Annotated in this window: 21 protein-coding genes and 2 pseudogenes; 12 read left to right on the top strand and 11 right to left on the bottom strand. The window is 58.6% G+C overall.

Annotated elements, in window-relative coordinates:
- Window positions 1-211, top strand: a 211-nt coding sequence (locus tag GCT13_RS42475) for a transposase (RefSeq protein ID WP_193727911.1), incomplete at its 5' end; no start/stop codon positions are given.
- Between the two features lie 171 nt (window positions 212-382).
- On the opposite strand, the gene GCT13_RS42470 is transcribed toward GCT13_RS42475, so the two are convergent.
- The 5 genes from GCT13_RS42470 to GCT13_RS42450 all read right to left on the bottom strand — a co-directional run bounded on the left by GCT13_RS42470 (window position 383) and on the right by GCT13_RS42450 (window position 5,563).
- Entirely contained in the window at window positions 383-1,333 is a 951-nt protein-coding gene (locus GCT13_RS42470; RefSeq protein WP_152767785.1) for a nucleotidyl transferase AbiEii/AbiGii toxin family protein, read from the bottom strand.
- A complete protein-coding gene (locus GCT13_RS42465) occupies window positions 1,330-1,818 on the bottom strand; it encodes a helix-turn-helix transcriptional regulator (protein WP_152767784.1) in 489 nt (162 codons plus the stop codon). The genes GCT13_RS42470 and GCT13_RS42465 overlap by 4 nt, the downstream gene beginning before the upstream one ends.
- A gap of 523 nt (window positions 1,819-2,341) precedes the next feature.
- Window positions 2,342-3,670: a competence protein CoiA family protein gene (locus GCT13_RS42460; RefSeq protein WP_152767783.1), complete on the bottom strand. Its 1,329-nt coding sequence runs from the start codon at window positions 3,668-3,670 to the stop codon at window positions 2,342-2,344.
- 1,312 nt (window positions 3,671-4,982) lie between these two features.
- Window positions 4,983-5,291: a type II toxin-antitoxin system RelE/ParE family toxin gene (locus tag GCT13_RS42455; RefSeq protein ID WP_152767782.1), complete on the bottom strand. Its 309-nt coding sequence runs from the start codon at window positions 5,289-5,291 to the stop codon at window positions 4,983-4,985.
- Window positions 5,279-5,563 (bottom strand): ribbon-helix-helix domain-containing protein, encoded by a 285-nt coding sequence (locus GCT13_RS42450; RefSeq protein WP_152767781.1) that lies wholly within the window; start codon window positions 5,561-5,563, stop codon window positions 5,279-5,281. Before GCT13_RS42450 ends, GCT13_RS42455 begins: the two co-directional genes overlap by 13 nt.
- A gap of 629 nt (window positions 5,564-6,192) precedes the next feature.
- Here GCT13_RS42450 and GCT13_RS42445 point away from each other — a divergent pair.
- On the top strand, window positions 6,193-7,659 hold the full coding sequence (locus tag GCT13_RS42445; protein ID WP_152767780.1) for a 3'-5' exonuclease: 1,467 nt from the start codon (window positions 6,193-6,195) through the stop codon (window positions 7,657-7,659).
- 289 nt (window positions 7,660-7,948) lie between these two features.
- Here GCT13_RS42445 and GCT13_RS42440 read toward each other — a convergent pair whose 3' ends face one another.
- From GCT13_RS42440 to GCT13_RS42425, 4 genes are all read right to left on the bottom strand, one after another.
- Window positions 7,949-8,434 carry a GFA family protein gene (locus GCT13_RS42440; RefSeq protein WP_193727921.1) on the bottom strand — a complete coding sequence of 162 codons (486 nt, stop codon included), beginning with the start codon at window positions 8,432-8,434 and terminating at the stop codon, window positions 7,949-7,951.
- 262 nt (window positions 8,435-8,696) lie between these two features.
- Window positions 8,697-8,948 (bottom strand): hypothetical protein, encoded by a 252-nt coding sequence (locus GCT13_RS42435; protein WP_152767778.1) that lies wholly within the window; start codon window positions 8,946-8,948, stop codon window positions 8,697-8,699.
- A 526-nt stretch (window positions 8,949-9,474) separates the two neighbouring features.
- Entirely contained in the window at window positions 9,475-9,756 is a 282-nt protein-coding gene (locus tag GCT13_RS42430) for a hypothetical protein (protein ID WP_321574987.1), read from the bottom strand.
- Window positions 9,757-9,791: 35 nt separating this feature from the next.
- Window positions 9,792-10,796: a glycosyltransferase family 2 protein gene (locus tag GCT13_RS42425; RefSeq protein WP_152767777.1), complete on the bottom strand. Its 1,005-nt coding sequence runs from the start codon at window positions 10,794-10,796 to the stop codon at window positions 9,792-9,794.
- A gap of 1,030 nt (window positions 10,797-11,826) precedes the next feature.
- Between GCT13_RS42425 and GCT13_RS42420 the strand changes: the two genes are divergently transcribed.
- The 5 genes from GCT13_RS42420 (at window position 11,827) to GCT13_RS48855 (ending at window position 16,306) form a co-directional block, all read left to right on the top strand.
- Window positions 11,827-12,750 (top strand): ATP-grasp fold amidoligase family protein, encoded by a 924-nt coding sequence (locus GCT13_RS42420; RefSeq protein ID WP_152767786.1) that lies wholly within the window; start codon window positions 11,827-11,829, stop codon window positions 12,748-12,750.
- Between the two features lie 347 nt (window positions 12,751-13,097).
- Complete coding sequence (locus GCT13_RS42410) at window positions 13,098-14,222, top strand: hypothetical protein (RefSeq protein ID WP_152767776.1); 1,125 nt, start codon at window positions 13,098-13,100, stop codon at window positions 14,220-14,222.
- A 169-nt stretch (window positions 14,223-14,391) separates the two neighbouring features.
- Window positions 14,392-15,111, top strand: a complete 720-nt coding sequence (locus tag GCT13_RS42405; protein WP_321574986.1) for an SET domain-containing protein-lysine N-methyltransferase — start codon at window positions 14,392-14,394, stop codon at window positions 15,109-15,111.
- Window positions 15,112-15,660: 549 nt separating this feature from the next.
- Window positions 15,661-16,155 carry a hypothetical protein gene (locus GCT13_RS42395; protein ID WP_152767773.1) on the top strand — a complete coding sequence of 165 codons (495 nt, stop codon included), beginning with the start codon at window positions 15,661-15,663 and terminating at the stop codon, window positions 16,153-16,155.
- The gene (locus GCT13_RS48855; protein ID WP_193727919.1) at window positions 16,142-16,306 is read left to right on the top strand and encodes a helix-hairpin-helix domain-containing protein; all 165 of its coding nucleotides are present in this window, start codon (window positions 16,142-16,144) and stop codon (window positions 16,304-16,306) included. Before GCT13_RS42395 ends, GCT13_RS48855 begins: the two co-directional genes overlap by 14 nt.
- Window positions 16,307-16,425: 119 nt before the next feature.
- Here the strand turns inward: GCT13_RS48855 and GCT13_RS42390 are convergent, their stop codons facing one another.
- The gene (locus GCT13_RS42390) at window positions 16,426-16,614 is read right to left on the bottom strand and encodes a hypothetical protein (RefSeq protein WP_152767772.1); all 189 of its coding nucleotides are present in this window, start codon (window positions 16,612-16,614) and stop codon (window positions 16,426-16,428) included.
- Between GCT13_RS42390 and GCT13_RS51480 the strand changes: the two genes are divergently transcribed.
- From GCT13_RS51480 to GCT13_RS42370, 4 genes and pseudogenes are all read left to right on the top strand, one after another.
- Complete coding sequence (locus GCT13_RS51480; protein ID WP_407670938.1) at window positions 16,578-16,892, top strand: ATP dependent DNA ligase; 315 nt, start codon at window positions 16,578-16,580, stop codon at window positions 16,890-16,892. The two genes, GCT13_RS42390 and GCT13_RS51480, sit on opposite strands and share 37 nt — an antisense overlap.
- A gap of 117 nt (window positions 16,893-17,009) precedes the next feature.
- Complete coding sequence (locus tag GCT13_RS42380; RefSeq protein ID WP_152767771.1) at window positions 17,010-17,510, top strand: hypothetical protein; 501 nt, start codon at window positions 17,010-17,012, stop codon at window positions 17,508-17,510.
- A gap of 201 nt (window positions 17,511-17,711) precedes the next feature.
- Window positions 17,712-18,036: pseudogene (gene infA, locus GCT13_RS42375) on the top strand (translation initiation factor IF-1).
- Complete coding sequence (locus tag GCT13_RS42370; RefSeq protein WP_152767770.1) at window positions 18,026-18,493, top strand: LPS-assembly lipoprotein LptE; 468 nt, start codon at window positions 18,026-18,028, stop codon at window positions 18,491-18,493. Before infA ends, GCT13_RS42370 begins: the two are co-directional and overlap by 11 nt.
- A gap of 489 nt (window positions 18,494-18,982) precedes the next feature.
- Here the strand turns inward: GCT13_RS42370 and GCT13_RS42365 are convergent, their stop codons facing one another.
- Window positions 18,983-19,651, bottom strand: a complete 669-nt coding sequence (locus GCT13_RS42365; protein ID WP_152767769.1) for an H-NS family nucleoid-associated regulatory protein — start codon at window positions 19,649-19,651, stop codon at window positions 18,983-18,985.
- A 254-nt stretch (window positions 19,652-19,905) separates the two neighbouring features.
- On the opposite strand from GCT13_RS42365, the pseudogene GCT13_RS42360 reads away from it, so the two are divergent.
- A pseudogene (locus tag GCT13_RS42360) lies at window positions 19,906-20,087 on the top strand (IS256 family transposase); the annotation flags it as partial.

Here is a 20,087-nt window from a genome sequence, read left to right as displayed (position 1 = left end):
GAATGTGGTCGGGTACATCAAGGGCAAAAGCGCAATTCAGATAGCCCGGAAGTACGGAGCACGGCAGCGAAATTTTACCGGCGAGCACTTTTGGGCCCGAGGCTACTTCGTTTCTACGGTGGGGCTGGATGAGCACATGGTGCGAGCGTACATCCGCAATCAGGAAGAAGAGGATGAGCGATACGACCAGATGAAGCTGGTCATGGAGTAAGCCGCCACCGGCGGCTCACGGTTTTATGGGCGCCTTTGAGGCGCTCACAATTTCAAGCCACCGGCTTTGCCGGTGGTATTTGACTGCCATTTTAAGCACGAGACCTACGATTTTCCCGATTAACGATTAGTCTATGCGAAACCTGATGCTGGGGCGGGGCCAGTCAGTCACTTAGCTATGCCTGGTCCTGGCGGGTTTCTGAGCGGGAGTGACGGCCGCTCGCCCATTCCGGTAGCGTATCCAGAGCAGCCCCTCGCTCGCTTGAACGTCGCGATCCAATTGCTCGACGTCGTGTACGACCGCCCGATTTCGTCCAATATCCTGTACCGCGTGCCGCTCAGTGAGATGGATCATCGGCCCCCCGTATTCGCCTCGAATCGTATCGATTTGCTGCCTGGTGAGGTTTTGGGCCGACACGAACGCCTCGGCCTCACTGGCGGACCTCTGTCGAATCGCGCGCAGTTCGGCAAAATATGTCCGGACGACGTCCGCTGCCTGGTCGAATGTTGGCGAGTAGTTCAGCATCTCGATCGAGGCGAAGCGCTCTTTCATCGCAAGGGGGGGCGCATCGAGGGCGTCGGCAAGCGCGTCCAGATGCCTGTACATGAACGGTCGCGCATGCCGCAGCGCGTTCGGTTCCCGCTCTATGACCATCGACAGGTCGAACAGATCGCGCGCGGTTCCCTGATTTCCCCGGTGATACATCTTTTTCGCGACAATCTCCGCAGCGGTCTCGACGCGAACGGGACGCTGGACAAGCTCCCACGTTTCAAAGGCGTGTTCGTCAGGCAGCAGGTTAGGGGAGGCAACGAAGTCGATCTCGCCCTCATCCAGATGCAATTTCACGAAGTTGGACGCCTCCGTATATTGTGAGTCGCATAAGGCATCAGCGACATCGCTGAGGCGCGGCGTCACGTATCCGAGCGCCTGGGGATCGGACACAAAGAAATCAATGTCCTTGCTCATGCGGTGCCCGTAACGCAGCATCAGGACTGTGCCGCCACCAAACGTGAAAAACGGATTGGATACGCCGCCGTGCTTCGAAATCTCATCGACAAGCGTCAGTGCCTTCAGGAGCAAGGACTCCCACGGGCCCGCCGGAAGCTCTTTCGGCTGGGTCATGCCCACAGGTCCTTGCGGTTAATGGAATGCCGCTGCGCGAGGCGCGCAACGTTCGCCCATATCTCAGAGGGCGCGCGGTGCTCCATTTGGGCTGCTTCCTCAACTGCCATGACCACATAATCGAGTGGCGACTCGTCGAGGAAGTGGCCAACATGGGCTTCGAAGCCCGATGGCACCTCGGCCGTCGCGAGCGCCCGTTCCAGCATGTCCGCCGACAATTCTCCGCGATAGCTGACGCTGGCGTTCTTCGCTGCCATCCACAAGCCGCGCTTACGCTTGCGCGCATCGACGCTCGGAGAAAACGACAACCCGAGGACGCCCAGAGTCCGTGTGACCCGTTCGAAGCCGAGGTCTTGCAGGCTGCCGGCTTCCAGCGCCTGGATCGTGCGGCGGGACAGACCGGCCATTTTCGCGAGACGCTCTTGCGTCAGGCCAAGTGACCGGCGCCGTTCGCTAATAGTCTTGCCGAGTGTGCGGATGTCCATGATGGTGAGCCTCCGGTCCTAGTATATATGACGGAGGGCTGAAAGGCGCAAAATATTGCGCTTCAGCTGCGCACCTGGAAAGAGCGTCAAGGGATTACTTGACATAAGGTTAATTAGCAACATGCGAACGATCGTTCGTTTGTTCCGGAACCCGATCGGATGGCGTGCCATGTCGTTGCGTCGCGCAGTGCAAATCCGCGCGCAATCAAACCCTTACAGGTATTCCCCGACGGGTTGTCCACAGGCTAGTCCACGTTTTCTGTGCATCACTTTCATCAAGATGTCATGCGACAGGAAGAAATCGTCCTCGAAAAGGCGATCTGCGCGTCGCCCATACGGGCGCTGGAGCATGACGGCACCGTGACGCAGCACTCACCAGGCCTTAATAGAGAACGCCTGCGCTATCCACGCGGGCGTTTCCGTGGACCCGCTACCGCGCCCCAATGAGCGATTCCGAGGTGCTCGGCGTCACCATCGAATATGCTCCGGGCTCGAGGAATTCAGACAGAAGATGGCTGACCGCTTAGCCGAGGATCAATCCTGCTTCACGCAGCAGGGCAACGATGGTGCGTGCGGGGGCATGAAGGCGGACCATCAGGTCCTGCACAAAGGCGACGACCGGCAGCGCCGGATGGCCGTCTTCAAAATATTCGAGCAGGCGCTGAACCTGGTTGGCCGGAATGTCCAGCCGCACGCGCTCCGAGCAGACACGCAGTGCACTGACCGTCAGGCAACCTTGCGGATTCCACCGCAGCCTTGATAGCCCTTCTGGATGCGGCGCCGGCAAGACCCGAAAGTGCTGATCGGGCAGTTCCATCAGATACCCCCGGGCGGTCAGCTCACGCAGATACTGTCGGACTGCGACCTTCTCCGCATCCTCAAACGTCGGTGCCACGGTGTAGCGCATGTCCAGCCAACGGAGCACTGTCAGCATGGAGAAGTCGCGACCGCTCGTACCTCGCTGCGTGCCCGGACGCACGAACTTGCCAAAGACGTCTGCCTGCCAGATACGCGGGTCACGACCAAATGACGCCTTCCCCACCACATCGATGTCAACGGCATCCGGCCAGCGATCGCAGGCTAAGCCCAGTTGCCGTTCAAGAGAGCGGATCTTGTCCGTAACGCTCATTTGCCGGTAGGCTGCATCGGTAGCAAGCCAGCCGGCGTCCACCCACGGCGTGACTGGCACAGGTATCGACAGCTTCATGGGCGCCTTTTCGACCTCGCCAAACAACGCCATTTCTACGGGGCGCCGCTCGGGTTGCACGTGAATCGTGCGATTGCTGATTGCCGGGTGCCATAGCCAGATCTTGTTAGTGAGCCCACGCAGCACGACTTCCCGAAGCTCGCCAACGCTAACGATCGCGTATGGTTTGGGGATCGATATTTCAAGCGCCGCATAGCCGAGCGCCTTGACGCCTGGGCGCGTTGTTGCGTAATACAACGGTTTGATCGCGATCTGGATGATCAGCGGACCCGCCAGCGTCTCCGCATAAAGATCTACCGGCACACCGTCAATCCTCGAGAGCACAGACACTTCGCTGCCCCACTCCTCGATCATGCGGCGCTTGCCTTGTTCATGACCGTTCTGTGTGAGCGGCGGCGCATCGACGAACCGGCTCTCCACGAGCAGTTGCAGCGCCGCGGCGTGCAGCGCGCGCAGCGCGCCGAGTTCGCACTCAGCACCACGCTCATGCCGAAAAAAGGCCTGAGAACCGGGCGGTCGGCACAGCGTCACCTCGTCGCCACAGCCGGCGCAATGGAAGATCGCCGGTCCTATGGCAGGCAGGTCACATGCTGCGACCACCTTGTCCGATCCGTTTCTGGCGAAGGCCATCCGCGAACCCGCCATTAGAACTCCTCTGTGTGAGCCGCCAGGTGGAGACATCCTGACCAGATTGTGAAGGAGTTCTGCGACATGCACTAGATTCGCGTGCAGATTTGCCGACAAAAATCCAACGGTATATGCCGTGCAAGTGGATGCCTGTGTCCGCACCACTGTTCCCGTTCGACTTCGCTCGGAAGTCCTTCGAGCAACCGCGCGCGTTGAGAACGCAACGCATCACCATCTGCGTCTCGCGCATTGCGAATCCACAGTAGAACTTCGCATTTCTTCCACAGGACTGCCGCATTTCTTTCATCTACGTGTCTCGGGCAACTGCCAGCCTGCGCCAGGGACGGAGACGCATCCGCGTGTGCAGGAGACGACCTTGCAGGCTGCGCGTGCGGCCGGTTGAACGGCCGGGGCCGGAGCGGCGGTGAATTCGCAGACGGAACTATCTATCGAAAGGTCGTTGACTCGCGTAGGTGGCCGGGGCGTCGATCCCAGTCTCTCCTCATTCAGACCGCGACGCTTATTGCTCGATCTTCAACACGGCACGCGTCACGAAAACAGCGACTGCGTCGATAAGAATCTCGCCTGGATTCTGCGTTAGTGCAACCCGATATCGAAGACTGACGTGTTGGCGCCGGCCAGGAATCGCGGCCCGTTCCTGCACCACGACCGAGGCCGCTGACGTTGTTGGATCGACACCAGGCCAAACGTACGTCGGTCGAGACAGTGCGTGCTCGATGTGTACCCTCCCGGTCGTCGAGCCCGCACCCACGACCGGCGAGTTCAGCTCGATCCGCGCGATATCCCCGATCTCCGGCGATTGATTGGCGATGTGACGAACACGCCGTCGTATTGAGGTAGTCTCACAACGCCTGGTGCGCGCAGATCGATTTTCCTGATCACGTGATTCTTGTGGGGCCTTTCAGTGGCGATCTGCAGCAGGTATGCCGGAGTCGCCGGGGCCGTCGGCGCACATAGGACCCAGACAAACCGGTTATCCGGCGTCACCGACACGGCCATCGAGAGCAGGTATCGGTCCGTGCCGGGGTTCGCGGGATCGACGACGTGCAGCGCACTGGTCGGATGACCGGAACGGTCCCGTTTGTGGCGTTTGCGACATAGACATGGGCGCTATCCGGTGGGACGGCGATCCCCAGGGCGCCCTGGCCGACTGGCACCATGCCGACGAGCGTGGTTGAGAACGTCGTGCCTGTCGTGTCCAGCACAGCGACCGTGCCGTCGACCGAGTTCCACATACGGTCGGGTCCCATCAGGTGACGCCGCTACTCCCTGCGAGCCGTTGCGAACCGGAATTTCCGTAGCCCGCCGACTACCTATCGCCACGGCGGCGATAGGTCAATTCTCGCTGACTGCGGACCGCGGCCACGAGCACCAGGTCCAGCTCAGGCACAAACCGATATAGCGCAAGATAGCCATTCGCTCCGGTCGAGATAATTAACTCGCGCATTCCACTGTGGCTAACAGGCCGTCCAATGAGCGGGCTCGATTTCAATATGTCGAGCGCGCTTACGATGTCTTCTATGCGTTGTGCTGCGTGTTCCGGGGCGTGTTCAAAAAGGAAGTCAAAAATCCGATCGAAATCTTGTTGTATTTCGGGCGCGAGAATCAGTCGCGCCATTTCTTTACCTTTGGCAATTCCGCAGCACGGTTTGCGGCCCGTTCACGAAGGTAGCCACGCATGTCCGCCCACTCGATGCCAACACCCATCTCCAGCATGTTCGCAATCCGGTTGTCGCCTTCCTCAAGGAACTCACGACGCAATTCTTCGTTAGCGACCCTCTCTGCGATTGCCTCCAACATGAAACTATGAGCCGTCGTACCAGACTGCTCCGCGAGCTTGGAAACGCGGTCCCGGAGGTCGGGAGGCAGGCGAAGGGTTGTGGTAGACATGACAACTCCCAGAATGTGTCACACTTGTGCTACATCCTACGCTGTTTGAGAAGGCGATGCAAGCCGGGAACGGCTCGCTCACCCTCGATGTAGCGCCCTGGTATGCGGTTCGAGCATGATCGTCGCCTCTTGCGTGCAGCCGGCCGACATAGCTGTGCCTGAGCATAGCGCAGGCCGTCGATTGTCTCCACGCCCTGAAAGCGCTGGCAAAAAAAATGGCCCGCACCTGTGCAGACCCGTTTCGGGCGAGGCACAGACAGGCGGCCAGTTTCCCGCCAGCCCCGCCTGTGCCCCGCTTTGCGGCCACGTGTCGTTAACACGCGCCACGTCTACATGATAGTCGCGGCGTCCGCGCCCGGCAGAGTTTTTATCCGCGTCACGCGCGCGCGTGCGCGTCGGGTGGCCGGTTCGGGAAGCCAGTATCTGCCGGATGGTGGCCAGCGATTGCTCGGCAGCCGCGCTCGGCGTGAGACGGTACGGTACGCTGAACCGGGGCGCCGTCACCCCGAGCGTCCGGCACACCGCTGCCGAGCCGCTACCGTAACGACATTTCGGTTGCGATTTTCAGCGATCGCCGGATCTGGGGCTTTTCAGGCACACTACGCGCATTTCATTCAGAGTCGTTTCGTATGTCCCGCTCGTTCAAGGCTACCGCCGAACAGGAAGCAGTAATCGATGCGGTCGTCCACGGCGGCGACCTGAAAATCAAGGCGTACGCCGGGGCGGGCAAAACTTCGACACTCGGGCTGGTGGCGAATCATCTCGCTGGCAAACGGGGCAGCTACCTTGCCTTCAACAGGGAGATAGCTGAGCACGCGCGCCGACGGTTTCCGCCGCACGTCAGTGCCCGCACAATGCATTCTGTGGCCTACGCATCAGTGTCACCGCCCCTTCGCGCCCGGGCGGGCCTTCCGCCCGAGCCACCGCACGAACTGGCTGCACGATGCGGCCTGGGGCCGGTACAGGTACCGACGATCACCGGTAAGTCGATCGAAGTAACGCCGTTCGAGCTCGGCCGGATGGTTATCGACGGGCTCGGCCGGTTCTGTCGTTCGGCGGACGCTGCCCCTGAGGCTGCACACATCCCTGTTGACGAAAAAGTGCACGAGACGGCTGTCGGGTCACTGCGCGAAGCCTTGCTTCCATTCGTCGTGCGGCTCTGGAAGGAGAGCATAGATCCACGCGGGCGCAGTGCCGTGACGCCAGACGTGGCGCTAAAAGTGTGGTCGCAGACGTCACCCTATCTCGACGTCGACTTCATCCTGTTCGATGAAGCACAGGACAGCGATGGCGTCATGCTTTCGGTGCTTGACCAGCAGCGTCACGCGCAGATCGTCTACGTCGGCGATCCATACCAGCAGATCTATGGGTGGCGCGGTGCGATCAATGCGATGGCCGCGATCAACGCGCCCGAGCGTGCGTTAACAGAGTCATTTCGCTTCGGCCCAACGTTTGCGGCGCTTGCGAGTCGCCTCGTCGGTTTGCTTGGCGAGCGCACGCCCATTCGCGGCCAGGACACCATCGGCTCCATCATGGTAGAAGACCCGAACATTTCACCACCCGTCGACGCTGTTTTGTGCCGGAAGAACGTGACGGCAATCTGGCACCTGGCCGCGGGCGTTGAGGCGGGGCACAAGCCGGCGATCAGGATGAGTCCCGCCGAAATCGAAGCGTTTGCCGATGGTGCTGACCTGCTACTGGCTGGCAGGCGGGCATTCCGGCCGGCCGCATTCTCGTTGTTCGAGACGTGGAGCGACGCACAGTCCTTTGCTCGCAGCGCCGTGGGACGTGATCTGCTACCGATAGTGCAAATCGTCGACGGATGCGGCACTGCGTATTTGCGGGCGCTCGCACGGCGTATCAGGCCGGAGGCCGGCTCTGACTATGTAATCTCAACCGTGCATCGCGCGAAGGGACTTGAATGGAAACGGGTAAAGGTCACCAATGACTTCCGCTTTAAGGTGGTTGACGGGCGCATGACACTCGACGACGACGAGATGCGCCTGCTCTATGTGGCCATTACGCGTGCACAGCATCTTCTGGATATCTCCGAACTGAGAGCGGAGCTTTTACACTTGCTGGGCCGCCGCCGTTGAGTCCTTCCGCGCGCCGCTTCGCCGGTTATTGCTGCAACTGCAATTGATGTAAACCAGACCGATTCCGTATCACGATCAGGCATCAGGACACGATCACGAACACGGATGTGATCGATTACGACAATCTACCCGACAGCAGCACAAGGCACGACGAGCGGGGGCACGGAAATCGGCGGAGGCAGTATTGTTGGGTACAGGTTAGCTGACACTACCCTCTCCTTTTGACCTTGAGAAACGGACAGCCTCGTTGCCCGTTTCCGTCGAGCAAAAGCATCCAGATCTGAACCCCCTATCTTTGCATCCTGACTTGCAACTCCCTTCGCCTTGTCAGGCTCGCCTCGGGCCAGTAATCCTTCGCGGAGTAGTACCCGCCGACGGCCGGGGTACTGGTGGGGAGCACCACCCACGGCTGCTTCGAGGACACAAAAATATGGATGTCGGGTGGGAGGCGGTCCGGGTCATCTAACGTGCCGACCCGCACGAAACACACCGCATCACCCGGGCCCGCGTAGTGGCTCCAGACTGCCATACGACAGATCGGGCAACGGGCGATTTTCTGCCCCTTTCCGCTCTGCGACGGTGTTACCACGATCTCGGGCGTGCCAGCGAGAAGCTTCACGCGGTCGGCTTCGATCATCGCATTCAGCGCAAACGACGCCCCCGATTCGCGCTGACACCAGCGGCAGTGGCAGCAGTGAACGAACATGGGACTGCTGCACAGGCGATACCGTACCGCACCGCAAGTACAGCGACCGTCCAACTGGAAGTTATCCATGACGCACCCCCATTCGAGTCCGGGAAAAACGTGCACGGCCATCGTAGGTGGTGTAGTCCGTTATCGCAAGCAGTCCGGCGGCGGGCGACATTTTCAGACTGCCCGCCCGGGTGCAGTCTGCTGCACGGCGCGCCGGAATTTTCGCCAGCGGAGACCCCGCGTGGTGCGTCCCTCGATGGCGCTCGGTCCGTGATGTCTTATCGGCTTAGCCTGCCACCGGCCACTATGGCGTATTGCCGACGGAGCGCCGGGAGGTGTTTATTTATCTAACCTGGAAAAGTGAGTCGGTGGGTGTTGAGGCTTGCAGCGGCGGATCGTAGATGTGCGGAAGATGCAGGCAGTGGTTTCCCGCCAGGACGGCGCGTAGCCTGTTGAGACGGCGGTCTACGTCCAGCCACTGGGTGGCGTCCATTAACGACGCGTCGGACAGTGCATAACTGATTTTGGCGTCGAGTTCAGTGAAAAGGATCGGTAGCAAAGACGGCGCGGAAAGATGATGCCGATTCACGTACATGAATATTCCTCTTTTCTGTGATGCCCGGGGCACTCTAGCACGGTCGCGATCCTGAACCTCCGCAGTTGTTGCACGCTAGTAATTCCCCTTATTGCCTCGCGCCTCACACGGCTGCGAGCAACGTCTCTTGCCGAATGCCCCTTTGTGGTGACCGTCCATGGCTACCATGGTGTCGACCTTGGAGTCCTTTCCTCTTATGAGCCCTGTGCTCGCGGCCTTCAAATGGGCACGGGGCGATCGCGCCGGTTTCAACGCGAACGCGACGGATTGCGGCGAGCGCGGACATTTCAATATGCAATCCTGATTAACTATCACAGTTTGATTTGTGCCAACTCTCGAACGCCCGTTGCCGCCGATCGATAATGATTCGCCGATGACAATTTTTCGACAAGCTCTTCCGGCAAGGACCGGATCAGCGGTCAGGTGCACGGCACGACACCGTCTATATTCACCTCGTCGTCGGCACGCGATTGCTAACTTGTTTGCTGATCGGCGTTGCCGGCGTTCTTTTAATGCCAACCCCTTATCACGGAAACAGGCCGCTCGTCGTGTGGTCGATGCCATCCGCTAACATGGCATCGATAAAGGCGCGAGCCCTGCGGTCGACGCAAGTGAGAGCGATGCTCTCCGAATCGTATAAAAAAGGATCAGCAAATTGGCCAACTACCTTTTGTTTCGACGTCCTTGTACGCAACCACCAGGTGATGCGATATCTCGGTGCGACTCCGTCGGAAAATCGGATCGTACGCGGCTCCAGGCATGCTTCAATGATATATCCGCGATAACGTCCGACGATGTGATCTTTCACCGACTATAACTCGTTTAAATGCGATATCCCTGGTGCTAACCGGCACCATGGCGGGCTAGTGGGTTACTGATGTACCGAACCGCATAGTCGGCGATAGGCGAGTACGGCACCAGACAGAGACTGGACAGCACGAGCGTTCCGACCTTCTTCTTCAGACTCCAGAATGGATTCGCCACGATCGCATGCAGATAGGCGTGCGAATCATTCAACATCCAACGCCATCGGTTCGTCAATGGCGCCTGATAGACACTCGAGCAGAAATGGGCCTTTTCATGCGCGAAATCGTGGAACTCGGGAGGCAATTGCATTCCTAACCGGCGCGATGCTATGTCGCGCAGGGTCGCCCACCGCGCCGTGAACGCTTTAGGCGCCTTGTCGGTCTGCTCGGAGTTGGCAAACGATACGCCTCGCGCTCCGTCATAATTTACTCGGTATCCGCCAAGTGACTTCGGAATGGTCGATATCGGGCCAACGAGGGCTGCGCCATAGATCGCGTAGAAATCTGCGCCATACCGGTTAGTGGCCGCTTCCGGAATGGGAAAAATCTGCCTTAGCACCTTGACACTATACGCATTGCCCGAGGCAGGCGGTGATGGGTACAGCCACCCGCCCAGCAGAAGATCCCGACAGTCACCATTGATTCCCGAGTGAGGCACAAAAATGCCTGTACATCTGCTCATCGGATCGATGACGTCGAGGCGGAACTGCACTTTCGCCGGATTGTCCCTTTCGAAACGTTGCATCACTTCAGCTACTGCACCCGGATATAGCACATCATCGGAGTCGAGGAACAGCACGTAATCAGTTTCGACGAGCTGGACACCCAGGTTGTAGGCGGATACCTGTCCGCCGTTGTCCTTGAAAACGGATGTGATGCGCGCGCCGTATCCCTCCATAATCGCGCGCGACCCGTCCGTCGATCCGTCGTCGATGACCATGATGTGCGTGTTCATGTAGTCCTGCGCGAGCGCGGAATCGATAGCCTCTGCCAGAAACTGTTCGTAGTTGTAGTTGCAGATTACAACGGTCATTTTCTTCATAGTGACTCACGCAGGTTGAAAGAGTACAGCCCGATATCAAGGCTGAACGGAAATCACAGATCGACGAAGCACGATCCGGCTGTGCGTTGCCTTGCAAGCCAGGCTTACTGCGGACGCACAACGCAATACACAGCAGATGTCTCCGTGCCTCTCGGCCATGACCATCGACGCGACGCGGCAGGGGAACGCATTAGCATCGCGCCAGCCGGGACTCAGCGGTCCCGATGGGACATAGCTTGCTACCTTGCGCACCGCTCAGGGTCGACCAACATTCCGCTGTGGTTCATCCGCTCGTCGCGTAGCAGGAACGAACGTGTGAATGAACGGGCCTGGTACATGTTTTCCGCCGAAAATCTGGCGCCATCTATTTAGCATGATTTGGCTGACAGCCTGGCAGACCAGACACCTACGACACGATCTCGTCCCTGAATGTCGCGGTTTTGGCCGATAAGGCGGACTTCAATACGCCTGCCCCCCACAGTCGCAGAGCAATCAGTCACGCGTCATGTCGGTACTTGTATGGTATTCAGCGTTTGCAGCCAATAGCACTCGACTTTGCGACCGAAATGTCCAAGCGTCGCAAATGCCTGGTATCCTCAAACGGCCTGTTGCCTCAGCCATGCCGCTGAAGATCGTGGAACCCGTGCGCGACCAAAGAGTTGTATCCATGTGGAACATCACGTCTCACCGGGGCTCTTTGAGTGAAAACAAGCTGATGCCACATACAAGCGAATGTTTCACGTGGAATCACTTAGGACTGGGATTCCGTCATCGAAACATGTGCGGCCTTTTCGAAACCTCATTGTCTGGCGGCGAGGTATTCGAGCGCACAAACACGTTATTCGGCCCGTCACTGCATGCGAATATCTCTGCTCACGTCGCACTCCCCGCGCTACCACATTGGTCGCAGACATCGCTAACGACGAACCAGGCTATGCTTGCAATAACGGAGGACACGTCCATGTCACGTCCGAAAAGATGTGTTCGGACCGATCCGGCTTTGCCACCAAACGATGCCATCAATCCCCGAATGACCCAGAAAGAAATTGTACGCAACGGTCCTGGCTTCCAAAGACATCTGAAAGACAAAGCCAAGTCTCTGCTGCCGGACATACTGTTCCTCTCACTTCTTCATCGAAAAGAGATAGGTCGATTTCCGAATCTGATTCGGCCGCGCACATTCAACGAACAGATTCTCAGGAGAAGCCTGAAACCTGATCCTCGATACGCTCCACTGACGGACAAGCTAGGCGTACGCGAATACGTGGGCAGAGTGCTTGGAGAAGAGTTTCTCGTGCCCTTGATTTCGGCGCCCGAGGAATTTACGAGGGTCCTTTTCGATTCTCTTCCGAATTCCTTTGTCATGAAAGCAAATCACGGGAGTTCGTTCGTAGAAGTCGTGCACGACAAATCAAAGGTCAGCTTTGAGCGACTGCAACAGCTTGCCGGCCGATGGCTGTCGACCGATTTCTACAAAAACGCTCGTGAGCGTCACTACAGGGACATTGCGCCACGACTGTTCTTCGAAACGCTTCTTCTCGACAAGAACGCAGAGATTCCTGCCGATTATAAGGTGCATTGTTTTGCCCGAAAAACGGGACGCCCCGAGATGTATATCCTGCACATCAGCAATCGCTTTGGCCAAGACCCCCGGGGCAACATCTATGACGTGAACTGGAATCATCTCGACGTAGAGGTCGGCGGATATGCCCGTAGTCCTGCACCGGAGCCACCTCCTGCCAACCTGACTGCGATACTTCATGCAGCCGAGATGCTATCTCAAGGTTTCGATTACGTACGAGTGGATCTCTATGCTCCGGACAACGCAATTTACTTTGGTGAATTGACTTTTACCCCTGGTGCAGGTGTCGTACCTATCTTCCCCGACAGTGTCGATCTTGAGTGGGGCAAACTTTTCAGGTCCTTGGGATCGTCATATCGTGCGTTCATTTGACCGCTTCTCCAATGGGATTGCAACGCGGATGTATGCGCAAAGAACCGAAGTTTGAACAGCCAACGAATACCTCGACATGCCGAGGCCTTGTCAGTCGTGAGCAGACGTCACCAGCGCCGGGGACGAATATGGGCCGGGACCTTTATGGATCCATGCAGGTCATGATGGCGTGGGGCGATAAATGGCTTTCCGGAGGGAAGGCGCCATTGAAGCCCGCGAGGCGATTTTGCGCGAGAGCGTGTGACATGTCACCAGCGATGGGCGGAGCCACTTTCCCGTACTCGGTCGGCTTTCCAGCGGCGTCGACTGTGCTAAATTGTCCCGCTCGACGTCGCGAGGGATAGCTTGTGAACTGGATGACCCGCCTGTTAAAAAGTGCGCGAACGGAGCTGGAGGCACCCAAGCCATTAAATGAAGCCGCTGTTCACGGTACGCAAGAGACAGCGGCAACGACTGCGTTGATGCGGGCTATGGAATCGACCGTGCATCAGCGTCATTCCGACGGGCTGGCGACCCATCGGCGCCTCACAGCCGAATTGGCGACACATCATGCAAAAGCCGCACTCTTCGCAACCTGGCGCCGGCAGATTTCCGAGCAGAGGGAGTTATTAAGGGCGCTAGAGCTGGAGGCCGAGCTGATGGCCTATCTCCTCGATCGTTATGCAATGGTGGACGGCCGCTACTATCGCACCCTGAGTGCATTGGAGCGGACCGAACTGCTCAGAACGGAGCTGCCCGGGGAATCAGCCGGGGTTGCTTGCGACAGGCAAGAGCCTACGGTGCCGCTGGAGCTTCCCGACGGCTCGTTGTGGAACGACTCCCAGGCCGCCCAGGCAGTCAATCTGAGCACTGAGGAGCTTGAACGGGCGAACATGCAGTTGGCTCAGCAATGTGCCGCTGTAAATGCCGGCATACAGGCGGACGAAAGCGCGGAGCAACTCGAGCGGCAAACTACTGCGCTTCAGCACTCGGTCGAATTGAAGCAGTCGGAGACCCAGGCGCTGAAGTCGATGTTCCTCAAGTATGGTGCTGTGCGCGGTGTCCTGCTCAGCAAGATGTCCGAGCGGGAAAGCCGAGACGTCTTTTTGAAAGGCGCGCGGGACCTGGCGCGGGTGAAGCTGGACCAGGCGCGCGTGGCGGAGCATGAGGTGCAGGCGAAATCGTTGGAACCAGCAGGGAGTGAATTAGCACCCGCAGTGCGCGAAAACGGCAAGGCGTACCTTCGAACTCGTCCAAAGGGAGGTTGGCAGGCCAAAGCGTCGGGGGACATGATTGAAAGCAAGCCCGTCGATAGCCTGTTTGCTGGCTGGAGCGACGTGCACCGGCGAGTCTCTCTGCAGCAGGTGGCGGACAAGCTAGGCATCAAGCGTCGCGCAGCCAAGAAAATTCTCCAGGACGCGGTACAGCGGGGAGTACTCGTCGCGCTGCCAAATGGCTGGTACGAGGTCGCTTCTCGCCAGCCGCCCACCTAGGTCTTATTCTCAACACGGCAGCCCGTTCGTGCGATAAACACATCGCACGCGAGAATGACTGCGGTGCGGGCTCCTTTCTTAGGCATCTGGTCCGAGGTGACCAAGCTTTACCGAGCCATTAGGCAGTTGATACATGCGGTCTGATAAATCCTCAGTTTCCCGATTCGTTGTGCAACCTTCGCCGGTGCACGGACAGGGTGTCTTTGCCAATCAGGATATCGGTCGAGCCGAGCTGATTGCCGAGTACAAGGGCGCACGCGTCCCCTGGCAACACGTCGTGCAACGCGCCTCCAGTTATGGCAAGACCCCTGGCCACACCTTCCTGTTTGATATCGGTGATGGGACGGTTATTGACGGAGCGCGCGGAGGCAGCAGCGTCCGCTGGATGAATCATGGTTGTGAGCCGAACTGCAAGGCTTATATCTTCGACGGACGCGTGTTCATTTACGCGCTGGGAGATGTCAAACGCGGTGAAGAACTGACGATTAATTACGGGCTCGTCGTCGACGGACCACAAACCGTTGAACTTCGAGAACTGTACCGGTGCCAATGCGGCTCGCCCAACTGCCGCGGCACCATGCTCGCTGAGACCAGCCGGTCGAAGCAGGTAGGCAGCGATACGTCGAGCGGTTTGAAGCCGCCCGAAATTCGCGTACTGGAACGCCCCAGCGCGACGACGATTATCGTTTCGTGGTGTGAAGCGGGTCGCTGCCACTATGGTGAACAGGTCTGGATTCTGAAAAAGGCCGTTCGCGACGGGTACTGCGCACTGTCTTATGTTCCGGTGAAAGCCGGCGACCGTGTGTTTGTGCCGCGCGGAACACCGCCACCCCTCAATCATGACGCCTGTATCTCGCAAAACGCCGTGCCTGGTTTGCCGATTGGCTAACCTGCTTGCCGCAAGCTGGCGCGACGGTCAGGTCGAGGCCGGCGGAAGCAATTGCTGCATGGCTACCCTGATATCCGGCATGTCGTTGAGCGCCACCGCCGCCCTGCGAGATCGGCGAATCTCGTTCATCGTGCAGGTATTGAGCGGCGAGCACACTGGCACGCACGTTGCGTTGGTATGGGTAAAAGGCGCTGTGCGTGTGGACGCGCCTTCACACAGGACCGAGTGGACGAGATGAACAATACCGGAGAGCAATCCTTACGTTTCGTAGTGGAAAAATGGCTTGGTTTCAACCCTCGCAAGACCGCAAGAATCACCGCGTTTAGTCGTACGGTCTCGGGCGGAAGGCGCTATGTGTGCGTTGAGACTACGCACGACAGTGAGCAACTCGCACTATTTTTCTTTCGTCACGGCGACGGCTGCTGGAGGGTGTTCCCCCTGCTCCGACCATCCCGCAGATGACTTTGGAGCGATCAACGGCGTAGCGTTAATGCGATGCATCGCCTCGCTGCAATAGTCGGTTAAGGGCGTAGCTCATCGAGGTGGATCATGGACACTGATCCGTTTATCCGCCGCGCGGTTCAGCAGGCAGCAGACAATCGTCTCGTGCTGAATGCACTGCAAGCGGCGCTGCGGACGCTCCAGCGACATAGCGGCATTAGCTGCCGCGCAGAGGGCGAGGTGTTTCCGCTGCACTTCGAGCCGGAGATTCGCCTTGTGTCGTCTGCCGTCGAGCTGGTGAAGAGCGGCGTCGTTTCCGTTCCGCCGCCGCCCGGGCTTGAAAAGACCATCGACTTCGACGAGGACGAGCAGCCAGGCGACGAAGCCAGGGTTCTGCACGCATTGCATGTCGCCCGGTACGTGCTCTCGATACACAGCGGTATGGGAGGCGTGTTCGACGGCGAAGAGCACATTCTCAATTTCAGGCTGCAGACCGATCTGCTGACGGACGCCATGGAGATGATGGGTGTAGACATGTCGAAGCCCCTGCACGCGCCCATACTACGAGGCGACCCACACGAGGACGACGATGACGACGCGTGAACGCTTCGAAGAGCACCTTGCCGCGCTGCTGCAGCGGCATCCCGTCGGCATGACTACCGAGCTGAGCGATTGCATCGTCGCATACCGGAGCGGGCACGGCGGCGTCTACACGTTCCTCCGCGAAGACGGAAGCGGCCAGGTCGACGAGTAATTCGACCTCGATGACAACGCGTGGGAAGAATGGCGCCCGTCGTTCGAACGTTGGCTTGATCAGCCGAAGACGCGGGAAATGAAGCTCGCGGGAATCATCGGCAGGCGCGCAGATGCGCCCTACCGCTCGGGCCGCTCGCCGAACTGGATCAACTCAAATGTCACCAGCAGCAGGAGTTCGTCGTCGGTAGCATCGCGCGCGGGAGTTCTGGCGTCGACTCCCTCCTGCTCGGCGTGTTCGAACAGGCGGCACGCTTCGCTACGTCGGCTCAGTGCCACCATATTTAAGAAGCCGGCAGGCTGCAGCATTCCTCGCGCACACCACGCCGCAGGACATCTCGCCATTCCGTAACACACCGGAGTCCGAGCGCAATCGCGAATACCTGTGGCTCAAGCCCGAGATCGTCGTCGAGGTATCATTTCATGAATGGACGCCCCGTGGCGAACTACCGGGAAGCAAGATTTCTTGCGCTGCGTCACGACAAGCTGGCGCGCGAGGTGACTGTCGAGCCTGCCATAGACCCCGATCGCTTGTCCTGGACAAAGGCGCCCGTAGAGACCGTCGGCCGTGTCATGGCTGCTGGTAGCGACCTGTAGCGTGTCCGCGTCCACGCTATGAGGTATCACGTTCTGTCGCCGAGCTTCGCCCCAGGTGGCCGTCACGGCATTTGACTCGTTAGCGCCAGTTTGAGAACGGAGCAAATTTGGACATTTTCTACTACTGGAAAGACTTCGTATCGGATCTAAACGAAGGGCGTATTGGCACACTTGGAGCTGATACCGACAAGCTGACCGAGCTTCAAGGGCGGCTGCCGCGCAAGGTGTGGACCTTCATAACGCCCAAGGGCATGAAGGGGAAGATCAGGGTTATCGGTTCTATGTGGATTACCGACGAGCGGCCCGCGAACTTCGTGCCCAAGCGGCGGCATAACCTGTTCTATGACGCTGGTTCGCCCAGGTCGGTTCTGTTCACGGACTCAGGGAGCCCCGAGAAAATCGAGGAAGTCAGTTCCTATTTGAGCAACCGGTTCAATCAGGCCTTCAGATCCAACTTTCACGGCGAAAAAGGCCTTCTCGCCATGGAAGCCGATATCGTCCACGGTCTCGAAAAACTCGTGCGAAACTATGAGACCGTCCAGTTTATGGACGGAATAAAAGAAGCCGCACGGCTGAAAGCAAGCCCTCCAGTCTCGGGCTGCAAGTGAACAGATGCTCCGGGTGTGGTGACTGGTGACTGGTGACCGGAACCAGCATCTGGCGTTTCATCCCGCCGACCGTCGTTGTTTCCTGGCCCATGTTGTTCGTGCAAAATCGGCTTCCGTCGCACATGCGAAATGCGCCGCACAGGACACAACTTGCAACATCACCTCTCGCGGAACGGTTACAGTGTTCAGCGCCCTTTGCCGATGCTCCGCATTGACGCGGCATTACGCACACTGGGGGAATTGATTTGGCAAAGGGAGGAACTGATGGAACTCAACGGGGTCGTCGACGAAGTGCTGCCGGACAACAAATACCGCGCACGTTCGCGAACGGCGTAGTGGTGAGCGCGTATGCATCGGGCCGCATGCGCAGAATCACGTTCGCATTCTTGCCGGTGACCGGGTCACGCTGGAGTCGCCGGTCTACGATCTGTCGAAAGGACGGGTTAACTTCCGGTACGTTCCGGGCAAAATGCGACAATTGGGTCAGGCAATATTGCCCGGGATTGAGAATAAGGATGGACAGTAAAAATATTTTGCCTGTGGCGCTAGCCCTGGCGTGCCTGACTCTGACAGCGTGTGGGTGGCCGCGTGAAGGTCCGGACGCATCGGACATCGACAGTGCAGTACGTCGGGCGCTGGATGCGGCTAACAAGGGAGGGCTGAATGCGCTCGCCGGTAATCCGTTGCCGACGGCTGACAGGGTTGCGCTGGTGAAGCCCGATGGTGACTGTGCTGAACAGGGGAGTACGGGCGGTAGCCGCGCATTCACCTGCAACGTCAGCATCGTCCTGCGGCCCGATGAGACCGGCGATGAGGGGACAACCCTTCACGCGGAATTACAGTTCGCAAAGGACAGCAGCGGTCGCTGGCAAACCGCCGATATCGACCGCTCGATTGTTGTGGGCACCGCGAAATCGTTGATCGATCAGGCGAGCCACGCGCTCTCCGGACAGGCGGCGTCGAAACCACATAATCCTGAATGAAACGCCGACTCGCTGACCCGCGGCGGCGCGGACGGCTCTTCTGGTACGATCGCATCACGATAGATTCCGCTTGATGCATGGCAATTTCGTCCCAACCGAGCCGCATCCTGGGCAAGGCGGACCGGAAGGCGTGTCACCAAGACGCGGCTATCGCCGATGCTTCTCCCAAAAGTCGTGCCCTGCCACTCGCTGCCACCTGGCGCCATGACCATGTGCAATGGTCACGGCGGGGTCGACCAGATGAGGGCCTGCTCTCGAGTCGAAGGTCGGCATAACACGAGCCGGGCAGTCTGCCTGGCCGATGACCATCGAGACTCGCCGCTTTTTTCAAAAGCGCTTGGTGAGCGTCGGCACCGTCTACGACTCCCTTTGGTCAGGGCGGGCCATGGCGGTACCGGTCACTTACAAATAGATGCCTTTGGAGGGCACCAGATCAGGCTGCTGCGCGGGCGCTGTTACCGGCGCGAATCGAACTGGCGCGGTGTCTCGTTAATTCGGCTTCGTCGCGCTTTTTCGTCCTGCTTTCTTTGCCGCGGCGCCGACCAGGAAAGCGTCACGGCTTTTTGCCTGACTGATCCACGCGGGCGGTCGTCCGGCTCCCGACCACGTAGCGCCCGAAACAGGATCCTGATATTTGGGGTTGAGTGAACTACTACCTTTGTTTTTTGCACCCTTCAGCGCAGTTGTAGCTTTTGCTTTCTGAACGGAAACAGCTGAAGTGTCCTTACTGATCAGAAATTTGGATCGATCTTTTGCTTCCTTAATCCAGGCGGGAGGACGAGCGTGACCGCTCCAGGTCGCGCCCGAGACCGGGTCGCGATACTTCGGCGGCAGTTTCCCGGGTTTCCCGTTAGCAGTGGAATACTTTCCGGCCATTGGGGCCCGTTTAGCTCGACTCCCGCTCGCCCCAACAATTTCCTCGACCGTTACGCCCGCAACCTTCATCTGTTTAAGGATTTTCTTGACGGCACCGTCTTGCTTTTTGGCCATCGCATTGGCCTGACTTTTCAACCTTGCAATTTGCCGTTCGATAGCAGCTAAGGTGGCCATGTATTCCCCCTTTTTTATACAGCGCTCCATTGCGCCAGTAGCTGAATTATAGAGCCAGATTCGCGCGGGTGATAAGGGAATGATTGGCGAAATCGAATGTCGTTTCATCGGTTAGCCTACTCAAGTCTTAAATAATGCTAACCGTCGTGAGGATCAGTGTGGATTTGAGGTGACCACTGCGTGTCAGGAAAATCCTGAAACCTGGTGCACGTTTTTTTCGTGTAGAGTTGTGACTTTCGAAGTGTAACGGCAATGTCCCGGGCGTAGTTGAAGGTTGAAGGCGGCGGTTCCCCGTTGGAAATCCGAGAGAATCGGGTTTCGACGACCAACTTCCCGGACAGGGGACCAAGGAGAACCGCCAAATGAAGCGTACCAAGAAGAAGCCCCAAAGCGCCAGCGCGCCGTTGCACGTGGTGCCCAAGCAGGACCCGGACGGGCTGCGCGCCTGTTTTGCCGAGAACAGTCAGCTCCTGTTGCCCATGCTCGATCTGATTCAGAACACCCGCGCCAGCATCGACGAGTTAATGCACGAAGCCGGCCGTAG

Origin of the sequence: Paraburkholderia franconis, assembly GCF_009362735.1 — a bacterium.
In the GTDB taxonomy this organism is placed as follows: Bacteria; Pseudomonadota; Gammaproteobacteria; order Burkholderiales; family Burkholderiaceae; genus Paraburkholderia; species Paraburkholderia franconis.
The sequence above is the reverse complement of the archived record's forward strand: the minus strand, read 5'-3'. Positions and strand labels throughout refer to the sequence as shown.